The following is an 18,905-nucleotide window of genomic DNA, read 5'->3' as shown; positions in this document are numbered from 1 at the left end:
GACCACCACGCGCCGCCATTCCCATCTGTCTGGTGCCCCGCCGGGGACTCGACCCTGCGGCCAAGCCCCGTGCCACCCGCCCGATGTCCCCGTAACGCAGCCCCCGTCACGCGCCCGCGCGGGCCCATGACCGGCGTTCCGCCGCGGGACGGCGCTAGCCGCCACCGAACCCCCGCCCCCGTCCCCCCTGGCGACAGAAACCGCAGCCGGGCACCCCCACACCCGGCTGACGTCTTCGCCGGCTCCATCCAGCACGGATCCAGCAGTGGTACAGATAACCAGGGATGACGACAGATGACGATGCGTCAGGTAATCCAGCACGGATCCAGCAACGGATACGGCAACGGGGTCGGCCTCGCATGGGGCCGACCCCGTTTGACCTGCGCGTTTGCTAGATCGCCACGTCGATGCCAAGACCGCCACTAAACGTTGAAGCGGAACTCCACCACGTCCCCGTCCTGCATCACGTAGTCCTTGCCCTCCATACGGGCCTTGCCCGCCGAGCGGGCCTCGGCTACCGAGCCGGTGCCGACGAGGTCCTGGTAGGAGATGACCTCGGCCTTGATGAAGCCCTTCTGGAAGTCGGTGTGGATCACACCGGCCGCCTCGGGGGCCGTGGCGCCCTTCTTGATGGTCCAGGCGCGGGATTCCTTGGGGCCGGCGGTGAGGTAGGTCTGCAGGCCCAGGGTGTCGAAGCCGACGTGGGCGAGGGTGGCGAGGCCGGGTTCTTCCTGGCCTACGGACTGGAGGAGCTCGAGGGCCTCGGCCTCGTCCAGCTCGGCGAGGTCGGCCTCCAGCTTGGCGTTGAGGAAGATCGCCTCGGCGGGGGCGACGAGGGCGCGCTGCTCGGCCTTGAAGGACTCGTCGGTGAGCTCGTCCTCGTCGACGTTGAAGACGTAGAGGAAGGGCTTGGTGGTGAGCAGGTGCAGCTCGTGGAGGAGGGCGGCGCGCTCGCTGCCCTGGACGATGCCGGCGGAGAAGAGGGTGCGGCCCTCGTCGAGAATGGCCTTGGCCTCCTCGACGGCCTTGACCTGGGGCTGCTTGTCCTTCTTGATCCGGGACTCCTTGACCAGGCGCGGCAGCACCTTCTCGATGGTCTGGAGGTCGGCGAGGATCAGCTCGGTGTTGATCGTCTCGATGTCGCTCTTCGGCGAGATCTTGCCGTCGACGTGGACGACGTTCTCGTCCTTGAAGGCGCGGATGACCTGGCAGATGGCGTCGGACTCACGGATGTTCGCCAGGAACTTGTTGCCCAGTCCCTCGCCCTCCGAGGCGCCCTTGACGATGCCCGCGATATCGACGAAGTCGACGGTGGCGGGGAGCTTGCGGGCCGAGCCGAAGATCTCGGCGAGCTTGTCCAGGCGGGGGTCGGGGACGCCGACCACGCCGACGTTGGGCTCGATGGTGGCGAACGGGTAGTTGGCCGCCAGCACGTCGTTCTTGGTCAGGGCGTTGAAAAGGGTCGACTTGCCGACATTCGGCAGACCGACGATTCCGATCGTGAGCGACACGTTGGCGACTTCCCGTAACTTCCCGTGGTCGGGATGTGAGGACAGAGGACGGACCCCGGCGGGGCCGGTCCACCAGTCTACGGGGCCGCCCCCGATCGCCCGGCCGATCACCCGGCCGGGCTGACAATCGGTCGAACACACTGCCAAGGTCCTGCGAAGGGCGTGTCCAAGACCGGATTCCCGCCCTCCGGCCGCCTACGTTGGTCGGGTGGAGCAATACAGCACGCGTACGCCGCGCCGCGCGGCGGCCCCGCCGCCCCGCCCGGCCGCGGACGACACGTATTCCGGCCGGAGCCGAGGCGCGGGTCAGGGCCGTGGGCGGCCCGGCGGCCCGGTCCGGGATGCCCGGCCGCCCGCGCGCCGGACGGGGCCGTCCGGTCCGGCCGCGGCGCTGCCCGCCGCGCTGCGGCGGGCCCGGGGGCTGTCCTTCCCGGACCCCCGGCTGACCGGGCTGGGCGCGGGGCTGCTGACCGCGCTCACGATGCTGGGCATCGGCTGCCTGGACGCGCTGCTGTTCTCCAGCTCACCCACCGTGTACAGCGTGCTCTTCCTGCCTGCCTGCGCGGCCTGCGGGCTGTGGGTGCGCCCCGCCGATCTGCTGGCGGCGCCGGTGACGGCGCCGCTGGCCTATACGGTCGGGCTGCTGCCGATCAACGACGGTTCAGCCGGGTTCAGCGGACAGGCGGTGGGGGTGTTCACCGCGCTGTCGCTGCAGGCCGGCTGGCTCTACGCGGGGACGCTGCTGACCGTGGTGATCGTGCTCGTACGGCGGGCCGTGCTGGTCACCCGGCGTCGTCGGCAGCAGCGGCCGCGGCCATCGCGGCACCCACGATCCCCGCATTATTCTGCAGCTGCGCAGGCACGATCTCGGCCCTGACGCCCTCGATCAGCGGCAGGAACTTGTCCGCCTTACGGCTCACTCCGCCGCCCAGCACGAAGAGCTCCGGTGAGAAAAGCATCTCCAGGTGATGGAGGTACTTCTGCACCCGGCGCGCCCAGTGCGACCAGCTGAGTTCGTGATCGTCCTTGACCTTGGTCGAGGCCCGCTTCTCCGCCTCGTGACCGTCCAGCTCCAGATGGCCCAGCTCGGTGTTGGTGAGCAGATGGCCGTCGGTGAAGAGCGCGCTGCCGATGCCGGTGCCGAGGGTGAGCACGATCACGGTGCCCTTGACGCCGCGGGCGGCGCCGAAGGCCACCTCCGCGACCCCGGCCGCGTCCGCGTCGTTCAGCACTGTGACGGGGCAGTCCAGCCGCTCGCCGAGCTGTGACGCCAGATCGGTGCCGATCCAGCTCTTGTCGACATTCGCGGCGGTAAGGGTGACACCGTTCTTCACCACGCCCGGGAAGGTCACCCCGACCGGCCGCCCGGAGAAGTCGAAATGCCGGACGACCTCCACCACACCGTCCAGGACCGCCTCGGGCGTGGACGGCTGCGGGGTGAGCACCTTATGGCGCTCCTCCGCGAGCTCACCCCGGTCCAGGTCCACCGGGGCGCCCTTGATGCCCGAACCGCCGATGTCGATGCCGAACACCTTCGCCGCGGATGCCCCCGTGGCCCCCTGGTCCTGCGTCACCGCTGGGATCCCTCCGCCTCAGCGGCGACCGCCGCGGCCTCCGGCTCACCGGCGGACGTCGCGGCCTCCGGCGCACCAACGGACGTCGCGGCCGCTGCCGCCTCCGCCCGCAGATCCCGGCGCAGTTCCTTGGGGAGCGAGAAGGTCAGGGACTCCTGCATCGGCTGGACGACCTCGACATCGCCGAAGCCGCGCTCGGCCAGCCACTCCAGGACGCCCTCGACGAGCACGTCCGGCACGGAGGCGCCCGAGGTCACGCCGACCGTGGTGACGCCCTCCAGCCATGCCTCGTCGATCTCGCTCGCGTAGTCGACCAGATGGCCGTCCTTGGCGCCCGCGCCGATGGCGACCTCCACCAGCCGCACCGAGTTGGAGGAGTTCTTGGAGCCGACCACGATGACCAGGTCGGACTCGGCGGCCACCTGCTTGATGGCGATCTGGCGGTTCTGGGTGGCGTAGCAGATGTCGTCGCTGGGCGGGCTGATGAGCTGCGGGAAGCGCTCCTTGAGCGCGTCCACGGTCTCCATGGTCTCGTCGACCGAGAGGGTGGTCTGGGAGAGCCAGACGACCTTGGACTCGTCGCGCACGTCGACGTTCTTCACATCGTCGGGGCCGTCGACCAGGGTGATGTGGTCCGGGGCCTCACCGCTGGTGCCGATGACCTCCTCATGGCCCTCATGACCGATCAGGAGGATGTCGTAGTCCTCCTTGGCGAACCGGACTGCTTCCTTGTGGACCTTGGTCACCAGGGGACAGGTGGCGTCGATGGTGGCCAGCTTGCGCTCGGCGGCCTCCTCGTGGACCACCGGCGCGACACCGTGCGCCGAGAAGATCACGATGGAGCCCTCGGGCACCTCCTCCGTCTCGTCGACGAAGATGGCGCCCTTTTTCTCCAGGGTCCGGACGACGTACTTGTTGTGGACGATCTCCTTGCGCACATAGATCGGCGCGCCGTACTGCTCCAGGGCCTTCTCGACGGCGATCACGGCACGGTCGACACCGGCACAGTAGCCACGGGGGGCCGCGAGCAGGACCCGGCGGGCGGAGGTTGCAGTCATGTCCCCCATGGTAGGGGCGATGACCCCGGGGTCTGTCGGTGGTGACCGATACCCTCGCGGTCATGGCTGTCAACACGTCCGCGGAGGCGCCGATCCCGGTCGGCGAGGTGTCCCGGCTGATCGGGAGCTGGATCGACCGGCTCGGCGCGGTGTGGGTCGAGGGGCAGATCACCCAACTGTCCCGGCGCCCGGGCGCCGGTGTGGTGTTTCTGACCCTGCGCGACCCCAGTTACGACATCTCGCTGACCGTCACCTGCTTCCGCGCCGTCTTCGACAGAATCGCGGACACGGTCACCGAGGGCGCGCGGGTCGTGGTGCACGCCAAGCCGGAGTGGTACGCGCCGCGGGGCCAGCTCTCCCTGCGGGCCGCCGAGATCCGCCCGGTGGGGGTCGGCGAACTGCTCGCGCGGCTCGAGCAGTTGAAGAAGGCACTGGCGGCGGAGGGGCTGTTCGCGGCCGACCGTAAGAAGCCGCTGCCCTTTCTGCCGCAGCTGATAGGGCTGGTCTGCGGGCGCGCCTCGGCCGCCGAGCGCGATGTGCTGGAGAACGCACGGCTGCGCTGGCCCGCCGTCCGCTTCGAGGTGCGCAATGTGGCCGTGCAGGGGGTGCACGCGGTGCCGCAGGTGATCGAGGCGGTCAAGGAGCTCGACGCGCTGCCGGAAGTGGATGTGATCGTGGTGGCGCGCGGCGGCGGCAGTGTGGAGGATCTGCTGCCGTTCTCCGATGAGCAGCTGGTGCGGGCGGTGGCCGCGTGCCGTACGCCGGTGGTCTCCGCGATCGGCCATGAGCCGGACTCACCGCTGCTCGACCTGGTCGCCGATCTGCGCGCCTCCACGCCCACCGACGCGGCGAAGAAGATCGTGCCGGATGTGGGCGAGGAGCTGATGCGCGTCCAGCAGCTTCGGGAGCGCGCGCTGCGCGGTGTGCACGGGCTGCTGGACCGGGAGGAGCGGGGGCTGGCCGCCGCGCTGGCCCGGCCGTGCATGCGGGAGCCGCACCGCATGGTGGACGAGCGCGCGGAGCGGATCACGGCGGTGCTGGAGCGCGCCCGCCGCTGCCTGGGCCATCTGCTGGACCGGGCCGACTCCGAGCTGGCCCACACCCAGGCGCGGGTGGTGGCCCTCTCCCCCGCCGCGACGCTGCGGCGAGGCTATGCGGTGCTGCAGCACCCCGACGGCTCGGTGGTGCGGGCGGCCGACGAGGTCACGGAGGGCGAGGAGCTGCGGGCGCGGGTCGCCGAGGGCGAGTTCCGGGCGCGCGTCGCTGTCGGTCCGGCTGAATAGGGTGAGGGGCATGGCGAAGACGGACGAGCAGGCCCAGCAGGCCGAGCAGAGCGCACCGCGGGCGGAGACCACGCTCGGCTATGAGCAGGCGCGGGACGAGCTGGTCGAGGTGGTCCGCCGCCTGGAGGCGGGCGGCACCAGTCTGGAGGAGTCGCTCGCGCTGTGGGAGCGGGGCGAGGAGCTGGCGAAGGTCTGCCGCCGCTGGCTGGAGGGCGCACGGGCGCGGCTGGACGCGGCGCTGGCGGACGAGACGGACGCAGACGGGGACGACGACGGGGGCGCGGAGGGCGACGGGGGCGCGGGCGCCACGGAGGGCTGACCGGCGGGCCGGCCGTCGGTCGACCGCCGTCGACCAGCCGCCGTCCGCCGGGGGTCGTCGATCACCCGCCGCCGACCGCCGCCCTCGATCAGCCGCCCTCGTCGGCCGCCGTCCACCGGCGGTTGTCGATCACCCGCCGTCGACCGCCCACCGGACGCCGTCGATCGGCTGCACGCGATCCCCCACTCTCGACCGGCCGCGCCGGTCTTGGCGCACTGCGCACTGTGTGATTCAGAGCACCTTCCGCACACTGCGCCAACTTTTTAGTTGAACATTAATCTAAGCGCCGTACAGTAGAAGCCGTCAGCGATATCCCCGCTTATGCAGAGGTTTCTTCCATGGCACTCGTACTCGACCCCGCCGCTCAGGACCTTCTCTTCCGTGAGGCCCGCACCGCGAACACCTTCACCGACGAGCCGGTGACCGAGGAGCAGGTGCAGGCGATCTACGACCTGATCAAGTACGCGCCGACCGCGTTCAACCAGTCGCCGCTGCGCGTCGTGCTGGTCCGTTCCCCCGAGGCCCGTGAGCGCCTGGTCCAGCACATGGCCGAAGGCAACCAGGCCAAGACCTCCACCGCCCCGCTGGTGGCGATCCTCGCCGCGGACAACGAGTTCCACGAGGAGCTGCCCGCGCTCTTCCCGCACTTCCCGCAGGCCAAGGACGTCTTCTTCTCCGAGCGCGCCGCCCGTGAGCAGGCCGCCGGGCTGAACGCCTCGCTGCAGGCCGGTTACTTCATCCTGGGCATCCGCGCCGCCGGTCTCGCCGCCGGCCCGATGACCGGTTTCGACGCCGCCGGGATCCAGAAGGAGTTCCTGGACGAGGACCACACCCCGCTGGTGGTCATCAACATCGGCAAGCCGGGCGAGGACGCCTGGTTCCCCCGTGGCCCGCGCCTGGACTACGACCAGGTCATCACCACGGTCTGATCGGCCACAGGCCGCAGACACAGAGCACAGACCACAGAGCACAAGCCACAAACCGAAGGGCGTGGTCCGGACCGCTGGTCCGGGCCACGCCCTTCGGCCGTCGCGCTCAGCCCTTCTTCTCGGTGAGCGCGGCGGCCATCTTCGTCAGTTGCCCGTACGACGCCGTCCCGGTGACCACCGTGGTCACGCCCGGCTCCTGGCGCACCAGCGCGTCGTACTTGTCGCCCTCGTAGCGGACCCACTCCTCGCCGTCGATCCGCTGTGTGCGCTTCGTCTCCCGCGCCTGCTGTGTGACCTCTTCCACGAACGGCACGGGCTTGCCGTCGCTCTGCTCGACCGCGACGTATTCCTCGTCCTGGTCGAGGAAGCCGAGGTGCCAGAGCGCGCCGTCCGGCTCGGCGGCCGGGCGGTAGGTCACCGACGTCGCGCGCCAGCCCTTGGGCAGGCTCCCGGGCTCGGGGGCGGCCACCGGGTAGGGGGCGGCGCGGCGGGCCGTGTCCAGCTCCACGCGGTAGTCCACCGTCTTCACCCCGGAGCCCTTGGCGCCCTCGTCGTGCGGGATGCCGAAGAGGTAGATGGCCGCCGCGACGACGCCGATCGCCGCCAGCGACAGCACCATGTCCCGGACCGTCTCTTTGCCACGCATACCTGCCACGCCACCTATCGTCCCTCATCCGGTCGCCGCGCCTTGCAACAGGGCCGTGCTCATGCGTGGGGCTGTCTGCTCACTTAGCCAATCAGCGGATAAGGTCATGAACACCCTCACCCTCCTAGCCCCCTGCGGGAAGGAGGGACCTCCGGTCCGTCGCCGTACAGAAAGGTGCGCTCCGATGACCGAGCATCATCTCCCCTCCCAGCTCGAGGTCAGCCCCGAGGCTCCCGATCGCAACCTCGCCCTGGAACTCGTCCGGGTCACCGAGGCGGGTGCCATGGCCTCCGGCCGCTGGGTGGGCCGCGGCGACAAGAACGGCGCCGACGGCGCCGCCGTGAAGGCCATGCGCTCCCTCGTGCACACCGTCTCGATGAACGGCGTCGTCGTCATCGGAGAGGGGGAGAAGGACGAGGCGCCGATGCTCTTCAACGGTGAGCGCGTGGGCGATGGCACCGGCCCGGAGTGCGATGTGGCCGTGGACCCCGTGGACGGCACCACGCTCACCGCGAAGGGCATGGCCAACGCCGTCTCCGTGCTCGCGGTCGCCGAGCGCGGCACCATGTTCGACCCGTCGGCCGTCTTCTACATGGACAAGCTGGTCACCGGCCCCGAAGCCGCCGAGTTCGTCGACATCACGGCGCCCCCCGGCGTGAACATCCGCCGGATCGCCAAGGCCAAGAAGTCCAGCCCCGAGGACGTCACCGTCGTGGTCCTCGACCGGCCCCGCCACGAGGGCATCGTCAAGGAGATCCGGGAGGCGGGCGCCCGGATCAAGTTCATCTCCGACGGCGATGTGGCCGGCGCGATCATGGCCGCGCGCGAGAGCACCGGTGTGGACCTCCTGCTGGGCGTGGGCGGTACGCCGGAGGGCATCATCGCGGCCTGCGCGATCAAGTGCCTCGGCGGCACCATCCAGGCCAAGCTGTGGCCCAAGGACGACGAGGAGCGGCAGCGCGCCCTCGACGCGGGGCACGACCTCGACCAGGTTCTCGAGACCAACGACCTGGTCAGCGGCGACAATGTGTTCTTCGTCGCGACCGGCATCACGGACGGGGATCTGCTGCGCGGGGTGCGGTACCGCGCGGAGACCGCCACCACCCAGTCGCTGGTCATGCGGTCCAAGTCGGGGACCATCCGGCAGATCGACTCCACCCACCGGCTGGCCAAGCTGCGCGCCTACGCCGCCGTCGACTTCGAACGGCCCAGCTGAGCGCGCGACGGCACGTAACGCAGACGGCACGTAACGCGGACGGCGCCCGACGCGGACGGCACATAGCGCAGACGGCACATGACAAGGGCCGGGTCCCGCCTCCCGGCGGGGCCCGGCCCAGGTCCCGAAGAGTTCAGCCCGCGGCGGCGACCTGCACCGCGCGCTGCAGCTCCGCCTCCCGGCGCCGGCGGCGGGCCAGCACGACCCGGCGCTCGGCCGCGGTCAGCCCGCCCCACACGCCGTACGGCTCGGGCTGCAGCAGTGCGTGCTCCCGGCACTCGACCATGACCGGGCAGCGCGCACAGACGCGCTTGGCGGCCTCTTCCCGCGACAGCCTGGCAGCCGTGGGCTCCTTGGAAGGGGCGAAGAACAGCCCGGCCTCGTCCCGTCGGCACACCGCCTCCGAGTGCCAGGGGCCGGCCTGATCGCGCGCGGGGACGCGCTGCGGGGGCACGGCGGCTTCCAGCAGGGGCTGATGCGGTTGCAGCACGGTCTACTCCTGACGACGGCTCCGGTGGTCACCCTTGCCCGCCTCGAGGTGTACGGCCCCGTGAGCACCCCCATCAGCCGTACGAGAGACGATGCACCAAGCCTTACCCGCTGTGCGCGCGCTTATGCACACCGTTGTCCCGCCCGGAACTTCCCCCGCGCATGCTCGTTCTTCAGGGCTTATGCCCGCAGGTTCTTCAGCCGCTTTCCTCGCTTGGGCTTGGCCTCGACACCGCCGAAGACCGCGAACCCGGTGACGTGGATCACCGGTGCGTCGGGGTCCTGTGCCTCGTACGTCCTGACGTCGAAGCCGCCGAGGATGCCCGCGCCCGAGCCGCGCAGCGAGACGTTCTCCGGGACCTTGATGTCCACCCCGCCGAAGGCGGCCACGACATTGATGACGATCTCCCGGTGCTCGAACACCGCCTCGGTCAGATCGATTTCGACGCCGCCGAAGACCGCCAGGACGTTCGTACGGCGCCTGACCCGCCAGCGGCCCTTGCGCGTCGAACCGCCGAAGACCGCCACCAGGTTCTCCGACTCGGGCACGGAGCGCGCCCAGTCCGTCTCCGCATCGGGCGCCGGCGCCGAGCCGGCGCCGCGGGCCGGGGCGACGGGCAGATCGCGCACCAGGGGCTCCAGCTCGCCGAGGGTCTTGGCGCGATAGACCGCGTCGATCCGCTCGGCGTGCTCCTCGGGCTGGAGCCGCCCCTCGGCGAGGGCCTCCCGCAGGATGTCCGCGATCCGGTCGCGGTCCGCGTCGGACGCGCGAAGCTCCGCCTCCGCGACGGGCGCGGACGCCGGAGCCGGGGCCGGCGCCGAGGCGGGTGCGGGGGCCGCCGGGGCGGGTGCGGGGGCGGATTTGGTCAGGGGCACGGGCTGCTGCTCATCCACGGACTCAGCGTATCCAGTCGCGATAGATCGCGACTAGGGGACGATCCCTGACGTCTCCCTGATCCTTCCCCTACCGGTCCTCGCGTCTGCTACTGAGCCTTACCTCACAGGTTCCGTTCCGCTGCCCCGTTCTACGCTTATGAACGCGCTGTCGACGAAGTCAGCCGAAGCCCTGTCGAGTGAGGAACGGCCGCGATGCCAGAGTTTGCCTATTCGGACCTGCTGCCCTTGGGAGCCGACACCACGCCGTACCGCCTGGTGACCTCCGAGGGCGTGAGCACCTTCGAGGCCGATGGGCGCACCTTCCTGAAGGTCGAGCCGGAGGCGCTGCGCAGGCTCGCGGCCGAGGCGATGCACGACATCTCGCACTATCTGCGCCCCGCCCATCTCGCCCAGCTGCGCCGCATCCTCGACGACCCGGAGGCCAGCGGCAACGACCGCTTCGTGGCGCTGGACCTGCTGAAGAACGCCAACATCGCGGCGGCCGGGGTGCTCCCGATGTGCCAGGACACCGGCACCGCGATCGTCATGGGCAAGCGCGGGCAGCACGTGCTGACCGAAGGCGGCGACGAGGAGGCCCTGTCGCGGGGCGTCTTCGACGCGTACACCAAGCTCAATCTGCGTTACTCCCAGATGGCCCCGCTGACCATGTGGGACGAGAAGAACACCGGCTCCAACCTGCCCGCGCAGATCGAGCTGTACGCGACCGACGGCGGCGCCTACAAGTTCCTCTTCATGGCCAAGGGCGGCGGCTCGGCCAACAAGTCCTTCCTCTACCAGGAGACGAAGGCGGTGCTGAACGAGGCATCGATGATGAAGTTCCTGGAGGAGAAGATCCGCTCGCTGGGCACGGCCGCCTGCCCGCCGTACCACCTGGCGATCGTGGTCGGCGGCACCAGCGCCGAGTACGCGCTCAAGACCGCCAAGTACGCCTCCGCGCACTACCTGGACGAGCTGCCCGCCGAGGGCTCCCCGACCGGCCACGGCTTCCGCGACAAGGAGCTGGAGGAGAAGGTCTTCGAGCTGACGCAGAAGATCGGGATCGGCGCGCAGTTCGGCGGCAAGTACTTCTGCCATGACGTCCGGGTGGTCCGGCTGCCGCGCCACGGCGCCTCCTGCCCGGTCGCGATCGCGGTCTCGTGCTCCGCCGACCGCCAGGCACTCGCCAAGATCACGCCGGAGGGCGTCTTCCTGGAGCAGTTGGAGACCGACCCGGCGCGCTTCCTGCCGGAGACGACGGACGAGGAGCTGACCAAGGGCGCGGGCCCGGACCTGGACGCGGTCGGCATCGACCTCAACCGGCCGATGGACGACGTCCTGGCCGAGCTGACCAGGCACCCGGTCAAGACCCGGCTCTCGCTCACCGGCACGCTGGTCGTCGCCCGGGACATCGCGCACGCGAAGATCAAGGAGCGGCTGGACGCGGGCGAGGAGATGCCCGAGTACCTGAAGAACCACCCGGTCTACTACGCGGGCCCGGCCAAGACCCCCGAGGGCTACGCCTCCGGTTCGTTCGGCCCGACGACGGCGGGCCGGATGGACGCGTACGTCGAGCAGTTCCAGGCGGCGGGCGGCTCGAAGGTCATGCTGGCCAAGGGCAACCGCTCGAAGCAGGTCACCGACGCGTGTGCCGCGCACGGCGGCTTCTACCTGGGCTCGATCGGCGGTCCGGCGGCGCGGCTGGCCCAGGACTGCATCAAGAAGGTCGAGGTCCTGGAGTACGAGGAGCTGGGCATGGAGGCGGTCTGGAGGATCGAGGTCGAGGACTTCCCCGCGTTCATCGTGGTGGACGACAAGGGGAACGACTTCTTCCAGGACCCGGCGCCGCAGCCGACGTTCACGAGTATTCCGGTGCGGGGGCCGGGAGTGGCGTAACGCCTACGGGGCGGCGGGGGCGTGGATGCGCCCCCGCCGCCCTTACCCGTCCCATCCCAGGGTCTCGGCCCCTGGCCCCCGCCCGGCCCGGGACCGAGCCTGTCCTCAAACGCCGGACGGGCTGGATTGGCGGCTCCGCCCCCGGACCCCCGTCCGGCCAGGACTGGCCTTGTCCTCAAACGCCGGACGGGCTGGATTAGCCGGGCCTGGGCTGGATTTGCCGGGCCTGGGCTGGATTTGCCGGGCCTGGGCTGGGATAGGGGCCTGGGCGGGGCTTGTCCTCAAAGGCCCGTTCAGCCCCTCAGTGCCGCCTCGAAGGCGCCGGGGCGCTGGATGACACCGCTGCAGCGGGTGTTCGGGACGACGTTCTCGGCCGTCTCGGGGCCCGCGGCACCGGCCGTGGGGGTGGCGGGGGTGGCGGACTGGGTCATTTCCGGGGTGCACGGCTGATCACGTTCCGCGGACCACATCGACAGCCGTCCGATCCCCATGTCCGCGGCGAACCGCGCCAGCCCGGACGCGTCCTCCAGTGTGAAGGTCTCGCCGGTGACGTCGTTGACCCCGATCATCGGTGTCACGGCGAGCACCTTCCAGGCGGCGGCGTCGGACATGCCGAGCACCTCGCGGATCCGGGCCTGCGCGGCGGTGGCCGCCTGGACGGCATAGTCGCCCATGTCGCCCGTATGGTCCCCGCTGTAGTTCATCGCCATGATGTTGACGGTCGAGAGGATGACCCCCTCCTGTTTGGCGGCCTCCAACTGGGCGACACTCTCGGCGGTCAGCCCGTCGGGCATGGCGGGCAGGGTGAAGGAGATGTTCAGGCCCTCGTGGGTGCGCTGGATCAGCGCGAGCGCCTGGGCGCGGCGGGCCGCCGCCTCGGCGTTGGCGAGCGCCTCGCCCTCGAGGTCGAAGTCGATCCGGTGCGCCTGGTATCGCTCGATCACCTCGGCGTAGGCGGAGGCGAGTTCGGGGACGTCCGTGCAGACGGTGGCGAGCTCGGTGCCCTCGGCGCCGCCGAAGGAGATCCGTACGTCGCCGCCCGCCCGGCGGACGCCCTCGACCCGGGCCTCCAGCCCCTGGTCGTCGAGCGAGGTGCCGCCGTCCCACGCCGGGGTGCAGCCGTCGCCCGCGACGACGAAGCCCAGGGTGAACTCCTTGACTCCGCGCGCGGCCGCGGCGGCCATGTCGTACGCCGAGTCCGACCAGGCGTTGACGTACGGCACGAACTCGGCGGGTGGCCGTGCCGCGGGGGGCTGCGACACCTGCGGCTGTGAGGGCGCGGCGTGCGGCTCGGGCGACTGCTCGTGGTGTCCCGCCCATACGGCGATGGTGGCGCAGACCACCGCGCCGGCCACGGCGATTCCGCTCATGCGGGGACTGGCCCTCATGGCTCTGGCTCCTTCTTGCGGTCCGGTACGAGGCGCCGGGGGCTGCGCCGCCCGTGCCGTTCTCCTCGCCAAACCTCGCATATTCGGTGAAGCCTACTGAACTATGACACACCGCATGTTTGACTTATATGTCGCATGTCGTATTTTCTGCATTAGCCTCTTCCGTATGGATCCTCAGTCAGATGTGGCCGAGCGCGCGCCTTCGCGTCCCCTCCGCGCTGACGTGGCCCGGAAGGGGCCCGTGTTCGTGGACCTCTCCGGGCGCCGTGGCCGACTCGTACGACATGTGGGCGTAGTCGCGGGGGCCGCCTGCCTCGGCTATTCGGCGGTCCTGGGGTTGGGCTACGCGGGCGGTACGCCGTTCGCGCCGCAGACGCTGATCCCCGGGCATCCCGTCGCCACCGAGGCGTTCGGCCGGGAACCGAAGCACACCCCGGAGGGGCGTTCGGGGCCCTCCGGATCGCATGAGCGGCGCGACGACGAGTACGAGTACGCGCCGACCCACCGTCAGCACCAGCGCCACCGGCACGACTCCGAGCGCCCGGAGCCCCAGTCCGCCCGGGAGCCCGTCGCCCTTCCCCCCGTCACCACCCGGCCGCGGCCCGCGCCCCCGCAGCCCGCCCCGCCCAAGGCCCACCGCGCGGCGCCGCGGCATTCCTCCGCGCACCCCCGCCCCGGCGCCCGCGAGTCCGCCGAAGGACACCGGGCCGCGGGGCACCGCAAGCACGCCCACGCGCCCTCGCATCCGGCCGCCCACCCGCCCGCCAAGCACCCCGCGGACGCGTCGCACACCCCGCCGAAGAAGCACTCCGACGCCGCCAAGCCACCGGCCAAGGGATCCGGCCACCCGCAGGCTCCCGGCCGCACCACGAAGCCCGGCCACGCCAAGTCCCCCCAGAAGCCCCAGACCCAGAAGCCCCCGCAGGCCAACCCGCCCAAGCCCCCGAAGGGCCCCCAGGGGCCCGCCGGAGGCGGCGCCCCGGCCGATGGGCCGGGCGCCCCCGAGGCCGACGGCGAGGAGTCATGAGCGGCGGCAGACCGCCGAGGCTGCCCCGGCCGCGCCGCCGACCCCCCGCGCCCCGTCAGGACGGCGCGCCCCGCACGGTGTTCCGGCTGACCGGCTCCGGGCGCCGCGCCGCGAGGCTCACGGGCAGGCTCCGGGTCATGGGCAGGCTCCGGCTCACGGGCAGGCTCCGCACCCCCAAGCTGTCCAAAGCCGACGGCCACGCTCCCAAGCTCCGTACCGTCAAGCTGCGAAGGCTCCGCACCCGCACCCGGATGGTGCTCGCCCTCGCGACCCTGCTCGCGCTGGTGTGCACCCTGCTGCTGGACGGCTATCTGCACGCCGAGGTCGGCAACGACGCCCGGGTGTACCGCTCACACGCCTCGCGCACCGTCCCCGACCGGCTGCGCAAGGGCGGGCCGGTGATCACCTTCGACCGGAAGGGGAAGGCCACCGAGCACGCCATTCCGTCCAAGACCATCGCGCTGACCTTCGACGACGGCCCGGACCCCCGCTGGACCCCGGAGATCCTCGACGTACTGCGCCGCCACAAGGTGCGGGGCACCTTCTTCGTGCTGGGCCAGATGGTGATCCGCCATCCGGAGCTGGTCCGCCGGATGCGGGCCGCGGGCCATGAGGTCGGGGTGCACACCTTCTCCCATGTCGACCTGTCGTACCAGGACAAGGGGCGCATGGACCGCGAACTGGCTCAGTCCCAACTCGCCCTGGCCGGTGCGGCGGGCATCACCAGCTCGCTCTTCCGGGCGCCGTACGCCTCCAAGGTCCGCGCGCTGGACGACCGCACCTGGCCGGTGCAGCAGCACATCGGGTCCAAGGGCTACATCAGCGCGTTCGTGGACACCGACAGCGAGGACTGGCAGCGGCCCCCGGTCAAGGAGATCGTCCAGAACGCCACTCCCGAGGGCAAAAAGGGCGCGTCCGTGCTCTTCCACGACGCGGGCGGCAACCGCGCGCGGACCGTGACGGCCCTGGGGCTGTACATCGAGCGGATGCAGAAGAAGGGCTACTCCTTCACCACCGTCACCGGCGCGCTCGGCGCCCACAGCGCCAACCACCCGGCCCACGCCCTGCCGGTCTGGGAGGGCCGGGCGCTGATCTGGGCCGCCGCGTTCACCCACAGCGCGCTGCCCGCGCTGATGGCGCTGCTGGGGCTGGTGGGCTTCTCGGTGATCGGGCGGCTGCTGCTGATGGTGGTCCTCGCCTGGTGGCACCGGCGCTCGCGGGAGCGGCGTCGCTGGAGCCGGGTGCAGGAGGTGACCGATCCGGTGAGCGTGATCGTGCCCGCGTACAACGAGAAGGAGTGCATCGCCAACACCCTGAGGTCGCTGTCCGCCTCCACCCACCCGATCGAGATCCTGGTCGTGGACGACGGCTCCACCGACGGCACGGCCGATATCGCCGAGGCGATGGGGCTGCCCAACGTACGGGTGCTGCGTCAGGTCAACGCGGGCAAGCCCGCCGCGCTCAACCGGGGCATCGCCCACGCCAGCCACGAGCTGATCGTGATGATGGACGGCGACACCGTCTTCGAGCCCACCACCATCCGTGAGCTGGTCCGCCCGTTCGCCGACTCGCGGGTGGGCGCGGTCGCGGGCAACGCCAAGGTCGGCAACCGGGGCAAGCTGATCGGCGCCTGGCAGCACATCGAGTATGTGATGGGCTTCAACCTCGACCGGCGGATGTACGACCTGCTGCGCTGCATGCCCACCATCCCCGGCGCGATCGGGGCCTTCCGCCGCCGGGCGCTGCTGGAGGCCGGGGGCATGAGCGCGGACACCCTGGCCGAGGACACCGACATCACCATCGCCCTGCACCGGGCCGGGTGGCAGGTGGTCTACCAGGAGCACGCCCGCGCCTGGACCGAGGCGCCCAGCTCCCTCGGCCAGTTGTGGAAGCAGCGCTACCGCTGGAGTTACGGCACCATGCAGGCGCTGTGGAAGCACCGCCGCTCGCTGATCGACCGGGGGCCCTCGGGGCGGTTCGGCCGGGTGGGGATGCCGCTGGTGGTGCTCTTCCAGATCCTCACCCCGCTGTGCGCGCCGCTGATCGACCTCTTCACCCTCTACGGGGTGATCTTCCTGGACCCGGTGCGCTCGCTGCTGGCCTGGGGCGCGCTGCTGCTGGTGCAGCTGCTGGGCGCGGCGTACGCGTTCCGGCTGGACCGGGAGGGCTACCGGGCACTGGCCGTACTGCCGCTGCAGCAGATCGCCTACCGCCAGTTGATGTATCTGGTGCTGCTGCACTCCTGTGTCACCGCGGCGACCGGCGCCCTGCTGCCGTGGCAGAAGCTCAAGCGCACCGGCGAGGTGGACACTCCGCGGGCGCCGGAGGCCGTACGGTGACCGGGCTCACTTGTTCGGGCGGGCGGGCGCGGGAACACGGGGTGGCGTGATGACGCTGTGCTGGACGGAGGTGTCCCCATGACCGACGAGAGCCACCGCGACGACAGCCCCCAGGAGGGCTACCGCATCGAGCACGACTCGATGGGAGAGGTCAGGGTCCCGGCGCACGCCAAGTGGCGCGCCCAGACCCAGCGGGCGGTGGAGAACTTTCCCGTCAGCGGGCAGCGGCTGGAGCGGGCGCATATCGAGGCGCTGGCCCGGATCAAGGGCGCGGCCGCGCTGGTCAACGCGGATCTGGGCGTGGTGGACAAGGACATCGCGGGGGCGATCGCTCAGGTGGCGGCCCAGGTCGCCGAGGGTCGCTGGGACGATCACTTCCCGGTGGACGTCTTCCAGACCGGCTCCGGCACCTCGTCCAATATGAACACCAATGAGGTGCTGGCCACCCTGGCGAGCGAGCGCCTGGGCCGCCCGGTGCACCCCAACGACCATGTCAACGCCAGCCAGTCCTCCAACGACGTCTTCCCCTCGTCGATCCACATCGCGGCCACCGCGGCCGTCACCCGCGATCTGATCCCGGCCCTGGCCCATCTGGCGGAGGCGCTGGAGCACAAGGCGGCCGAGTTCGCGGAGGTGGTCAAGGCGGGGCGCACCCATCTGATGGACGCCACTCCGGTGACCCTTGGTCAGGAGTTCGGCGGCTACGCGGCCCAGGTGCGGTACGGGATCGAGCGGCTGCGCGCCGCGCTCCCCCGGCTGGCCGAGCTGCCGCTGGGCGGTACGGCGGTGGGCACCGGGATCAACACCCCGCCCGGGTTCGCCGCCGCCGTCATCGCCGAGCTGGCCCGCGCCACCGGGCTGCCGCTGACCGAGGCCCGGGATCACTTCGAGGCGCAGGGCGCGCGGGACGGGCTGGTCGAGACGTCCGGGCAGCTGCGGACGATCGCGGTCGGCCTCACCAAGATCTCCAACGATCTGCGCTGGATGGCGTCGGGCCCCCGCACCGGGCTCGCCGAGATCGCGCTGCCCGATCTGCAGCCCGGCTCCTCGATCATGCCGGGCAAGGTCAACCCGGTGATCCCCGAGGCCACGCTGATGGTCGCGGCGCAGGTCACCGGCAATGACACCACCGTCGCCATGGCCGGGGCGGCCGGGAACTTCGAGCTCAATGTGATGCTTCCGGTGATCGCCAAGAATCTGCTGGAGTCGATCCGGCTGCTGACCAATGTCTCCCGGCTGCTCGCGGACCGCACGATCGACGGGATCACCGCCAACGCCGAGCGGGCCCGGGAGTACGCGGAGTCCTCGCCGTCCGTCGTCACCCCGCTCAACCGCTACCTCGGCTACGAGGAGGCGGCGAAGGTGGCCAAGCGGTCGCTGGCCGAGCGCAAGACCATCCGGGCGGTGGTGCTGGAGTCCGGCTATGTGGAGCGCGGGCTGCTGACCGTGGAGCAGCTCGACGAGGCGCTCGACGTGCTGCGCATGACGCATCCTTAGCCGGGCGTTGGCCACCGGTTGCGGCATAGGTCACGGCATCGCGGCCCCGGCGCACCTAAGATCTGCTCATGACAGCGGACATCGCGGAGACGACGGGGACGGCGGACATCACCCGGTGGGCACCGGGTGACCATATCCTGTGGCGCTATCGGGCCAACGCCTCCGAGCTCATCCACATCTGCCGTCCCGTGACCGTCGTCGAGGACACCGCCGAGCTGCTCGCCGTCTGGCTCGCCCCCGGCACCGCCTGCGTCAAACCGCAGCTCACCGACGGCACCTCGGTGCACCATGAGCCGCTGTCCACCCGTTACACCAAGCCGCGGACCACCGCGCTGTCCCAGTGGTTCGGCACCGGGGTGCTGAAGCTGGCCCGGCCCGGTGAGCCGTGGTCGGTGTGGCTGTTCTGGGACCAGGGCTGGCAGTTCAAGAACTGGTACGTGAACCTGGAGGAGCCGCTGGTCCGCCGGGCCCGCGGGGTGGACTCCGAGGACCACTTCCTGGACATCGCGGTCTACCCCGACCACAGCTGGGAATGGAAGGACGAGGACGAGTTCGCGCAGGCGCAGCGGGCCGGGCTGATGGGCCCCGAGCAGGCGGAGCGGGTCCGGACCGCGGGCCGGGCGGCCGTGGCGGCCATCGAGTCCTGGGGAGCGCCGTTCCGGGACGGGTGGGAGGACTGGCGGCCCGACCCCGCATGGTCCGTGCCCGCCCTTCCGGCGGACTGGGGCCGTACGGACAAGAAGCACACCTCGGCACACTCGAGGTCATGAACCTCTTGTCGTGTCCCAGTGTTTCAAACGTAGGATCGTCGTCCGGAACACTGCCCATGCGGGACACCAGATGCCGGCGCAAGTCACGGG

17 protein-coding genes are annotated in these 18,905 nt (G+C 70.9%); 10 read left to right on the top strand and 7 right to left on the bottom strand.

Going from position 1 to position 18,905, the window contains the following annotated elements:
- Positions 1-422: 422 nt before the first annotated feature.
- The gene (gene ychF, locus J5X86_RS46875; RefSeq protein ID WP_208522726.1) at positions 423-1,511 is read right to left on the bottom strand and encodes a redox-regulated ATPase YchF; all 1,089 of its coding nucleotides are present in this window, start codon (positions 1,509-1,511) and stop codon (positions 423-425) included.
- Between the two features lie 208 nt (positions 1,512-1,719).
- Between ychF and J5X86_RS46870 the strand changes: the two genes are divergently transcribed.
- Positions 1,720-2,388 carry a DUF6542 domain-containing protein gene (locus tag J5X86_RS46870; protein ID WP_208522725.1) on the top strand — a complete coding sequence of 223 codons (669 nt, stop codon included), beginning with the start codon at positions 1,720-1,722 and terminating at the stop codon, positions 2,386-2,388.
- Here the strand turns inward: J5X86_RS46870 and ppgK are convergent.
- Positions 2,294-3,085, bottom strand: coding sequence for a polyphosphate--glucose phosphotransferase (gene ppgK, locus J5X86_RS46865; protein WP_208522724.1), 792 nt, complete (start codon positions 3,083-3,085; stop codon positions 2,294-2,296). The genes J5X86_RS46870 and ppgK overlap by 95 nt on opposite strands.
- Complete coding sequence (locus tag J5X86_RS46860) at positions 3,082-4,152, bottom strand: 4-hydroxy-3-methylbut-2-enyl diphosphate reductase (RefSeq protein ID WP_208522723.1); 1,071 nt, start codon at positions 4,150-4,152, stop codon at positions 3,082-3,084. The genes ppgK and J5X86_RS46860 overlap by 4 nt, the downstream gene beginning before the upstream one ends.
- Positions 4,153-4,205: 53 nt before the next feature.
- Between J5X86_RS46860 and xseA the strand changes: the two genes are divergently transcribed.
- The 3 genes from xseA to J5X86_RS46845 all read left to right on the top strand — a co-directional run bounded on the left by xseA (position 4,206) and on the right by J5X86_RS46845 (position 6,674).
- Positions 4,206-5,426, top strand: a complete 1,221-nt coding sequence (xseA, locus tag J5X86_RS46855; protein WP_208522722.1) for an exodeoxyribonuclease VII large subunit — start codon at positions 4,206-4,208, stop codon at positions 5,424-5,426.
- Positions 5,427-5,436: 10 nt separating this feature from the next.
- The gene (locus tag J5X86_RS46850; RefSeq protein WP_208522721.1) at positions 5,437-5,745 is read left to right on the top strand and encodes an exodeoxyribonuclease VII small subunit; all 309 of its coding nucleotides are present in this window, start codon (positions 5,437-5,439) and stop codon (positions 5,743-5,745) included.
- Between the two features lie 338 nt (positions 5,746-6,083).
- Positions 6,084-6,674, top strand: coding sequence for a malonic semialdehyde reductase (locus J5X86_RS46845; RefSeq protein ID WP_093464367.1), 591 nt, complete (start codon positions 6,084-6,086; stop codon positions 6,672-6,674).
- A gap of 106 nt (positions 6,675-6,780) precedes the next feature.
- On the opposite strand, the gene J5X86_RS46840 is transcribed toward J5X86_RS46845, so the two are convergent.
- Positions 6,781-7,320 carry a DUF4245 domain-containing protein gene (locus J5X86_RS46840; protein ID WP_208522732.1) on the bottom strand — a complete coding sequence of 180 codons (540 nt, stop codon included), beginning with the start codon at positions 7,318-7,320 and terminating at the stop codon, positions 6,781-6,783.
- 184 nt (positions 7,321-7,504) lie between these two features.
- Between J5X86_RS46840 and glpX the strand changes: the two genes are divergently transcribed.
- A complete protein-coding gene (gene glpX, locus J5X86_RS46835; protein ID WP_208522720.1) occupies positions 7,505-8,536 on the top strand; it encodes a class II fructose-bisphosphatase in 1,032 nt (343 codons plus the stop codon).
- A 133-nt stretch (positions 8,537-8,669) separates the two neighbouring features.
- Here glpX and J5X86_RS46830 read toward each other — a convergent pair whose 3' ends face one another.
- Together J5X86_RS46830 and J5X86_RS46825 are read right to left on the bottom strand one after the other, a co-directional pair.
- The gene (locus J5X86_RS46830; protein ID WP_014054622.1) at positions 8,670-9,026 is read right to left on the bottom strand and encodes a WhiB family transcriptional regulator; all 357 of its coding nucleotides are present in this window, start codon (positions 9,024-9,026) and stop codon (positions 8,670-8,672) included.
- A gap of 179 nt (positions 9,027-9,205) precedes the next feature.
- Positions 9,206-9,919: a DUF1707 domain-containing protein gene (locus J5X86_RS46825; protein WP_208522719.1), complete on the bottom strand. Its 714-nt coding sequence runs from the start codon at positions 9,917-9,919 to the stop codon at positions 9,206-9,208.
- Between the two features lie 195 nt (positions 9,920-10,114).
- Between J5X86_RS46825 and J5X86_RS46820 the strand changes: the two genes are divergently transcribed.
- Entirely contained in the window at positions 10,115-11,794 is a 1,680-nt protein-coding gene (locus tag J5X86_RS46820) for a fumarate hydratase (RefSeq protein ID WP_208522718.1), read from the top strand.
- 293 nt (positions 11,795-12,087) lie between these two features.
- On the opposite strand, the gene J5X86_RS46815 is transcribed toward J5X86_RS46820, so the two are convergent.
- Complete coding sequence (locus tag J5X86_RS46815; RefSeq protein ID WP_208522717.1) at positions 12,088-13,182, bottom strand: chitinase; 1,095 nt, start codon at positions 13,180-13,182, stop codon at positions 12,088-12,090.
- Between the two features lie 166 nt (positions 13,183-13,348).
- Between J5X86_RS46815 and J5X86_RS46810 the strand changes: the two genes are divergently transcribed.
- The 4 genes from J5X86_RS46810 (at position 13,349) to J5X86_RS46795 (ending at position 18,815) form a co-directional block, all read left to right on the top strand.
- Positions 13,349-14,209 (top strand): hypothetical protein, encoded by an 861-nt coding sequence (locus J5X86_RS46810; protein ID WP_208522716.1) that lies wholly within the window; start codon positions 13,349-13,351, stop codon positions 14,207-14,209.
- Entirely contained in the window at positions 14,206-16,548 is a 2,343-nt protein-coding gene (locus tag J5X86_RS46805) for a bifunctional polysaccharide deacetylase/glycosyltransferase family 2 protein (protein ID WP_208522715.1), read from the top strand. Before J5X86_RS46810 ends, J5X86_RS46805 begins: the two co-directional genes overlap by 4 nt.
- A gap of 78 nt (positions 16,549-16,626) precedes the next feature.
- Positions 16,627-18,045, top strand: coding sequence for an aspartate ammonia-lyase (locus J5X86_RS46800; RefSeq protein ID WP_208522714.1), 1,419 nt, complete (start codon positions 16,627-16,629; stop codon positions 18,043-18,045).
- Between the two features lie 68 nt (positions 18,046-18,113).
- Positions 18,114-18,815, top strand: coding sequence for a DUF402 domain-containing protein (locus J5X86_RS46795; protein WP_208522713.1), 702 nt, complete (start codon positions 18,114-18,116; stop codon positions 18,813-18,815).
- The last annotated feature ends 90 nt before the right edge of the window (positions 18,816-18,905 follow it).

This window comes from Streptomyces sp. NEAU-YJ-81 (assembly GCF_017592595.1).
GTDB lineage: Bacteria > Actinomycetota > Actinomycetes > Streptomycetales > Streptomycetaceae > Streptomyces > Streptomyces hygroscopicus_B.
Note: the sequence above shows the minus strand (reverse complement) of the source record. Positions and strands in the feature narration are given on the sequence as shown.

Excerpts from the sequence above, each read along its gene's own strand:
- J5X86_RS46805 (WP_208522715.1), top strand. The coding sequence starts at position 14,206 with ATGAGCGGCGGCAGACCGCCGAGGCTGCCCCGGCCGCGCCGCCGACCC.
- J5X86_RS46795 (WP_208522713.1), top strand. The coding sequence starts at position 18,114 with ATGACAGCGGACATCGCGGAGACGACGGGGACGGCGGACATCACCCGG.
- J5X86_RS46810 (WP_208522716.1), top strand. The coding sequence starts at position 13,349 with ATGGATCCTCAGTCAGATGTGGCCGAGCGCGCGCCTTCGCGTCCCCTC.
- J5X86_RS46840 (WP_208522732.1), bottom strand. The coding sequence starts at position 7,320 with ATGCGTGGCAAAGAGACGGTCCGGGACATGGTGCTGTCGCTGGCGGCG.
- J5X86_RS46800 (WP_208522714.1), top strand. The coding sequence starts at position 16,627 with ATGACCGACGAGAGCCACCGCGACGACAGCCCCCAGGAGGGCTACCGC.
- J5X86_RS46860 (WP_208522723.1), bottom strand. The coding sequence starts at position 4,152 with ATGGGGGACATGACTGCAACCTCCGCCCGCCGGGTCCTGCTCGCGGCC.
- glpX (WP_208522720.1), top strand. The coding sequence starts at position 7,505 with ATGACCGAGCATCATCTCCCCTCCCAGCTCGAGGTCAGCCCCGAGGCT.
- J5X86_RS46815 (WP_208522717.1), bottom strand. The coding sequence starts at position 13,182 with ATGAGGGCCAGTCCCCGCATGAGCGGAATCGCCGTGGCCGGCGCGGTG.
- xseA (WP_208522722.1), top strand. The coding sequence starts at position 4,206 with ATGGCTGTCAACACGTCCGCGGAGGCGCCGATCCCGGTCGGCGAGGTG.
- J5X86_RS46845 (WP_093464367.1), top strand. The coding sequence starts at position 6,084 with ATGGCACTCGTACTCGACCCCGCCGCTCAGGACCTTCTCTTCCGTGAG.
- J5X86_RS46820 (WP_208522718.1), top strand. The coding sequence starts at position 10,115 with ATGCCAGAGTTTGCCTATTCGGACCTGCTGCCCTTGGGAGCCGACACC.
- J5X86_RS46850 (WP_208522721.1), top strand. The coding sequence starts at position 5,437 with ATGGCGAAGACGGACGAGCAGGCCCAGCAGGCCGAGCAGAGCGCACCG.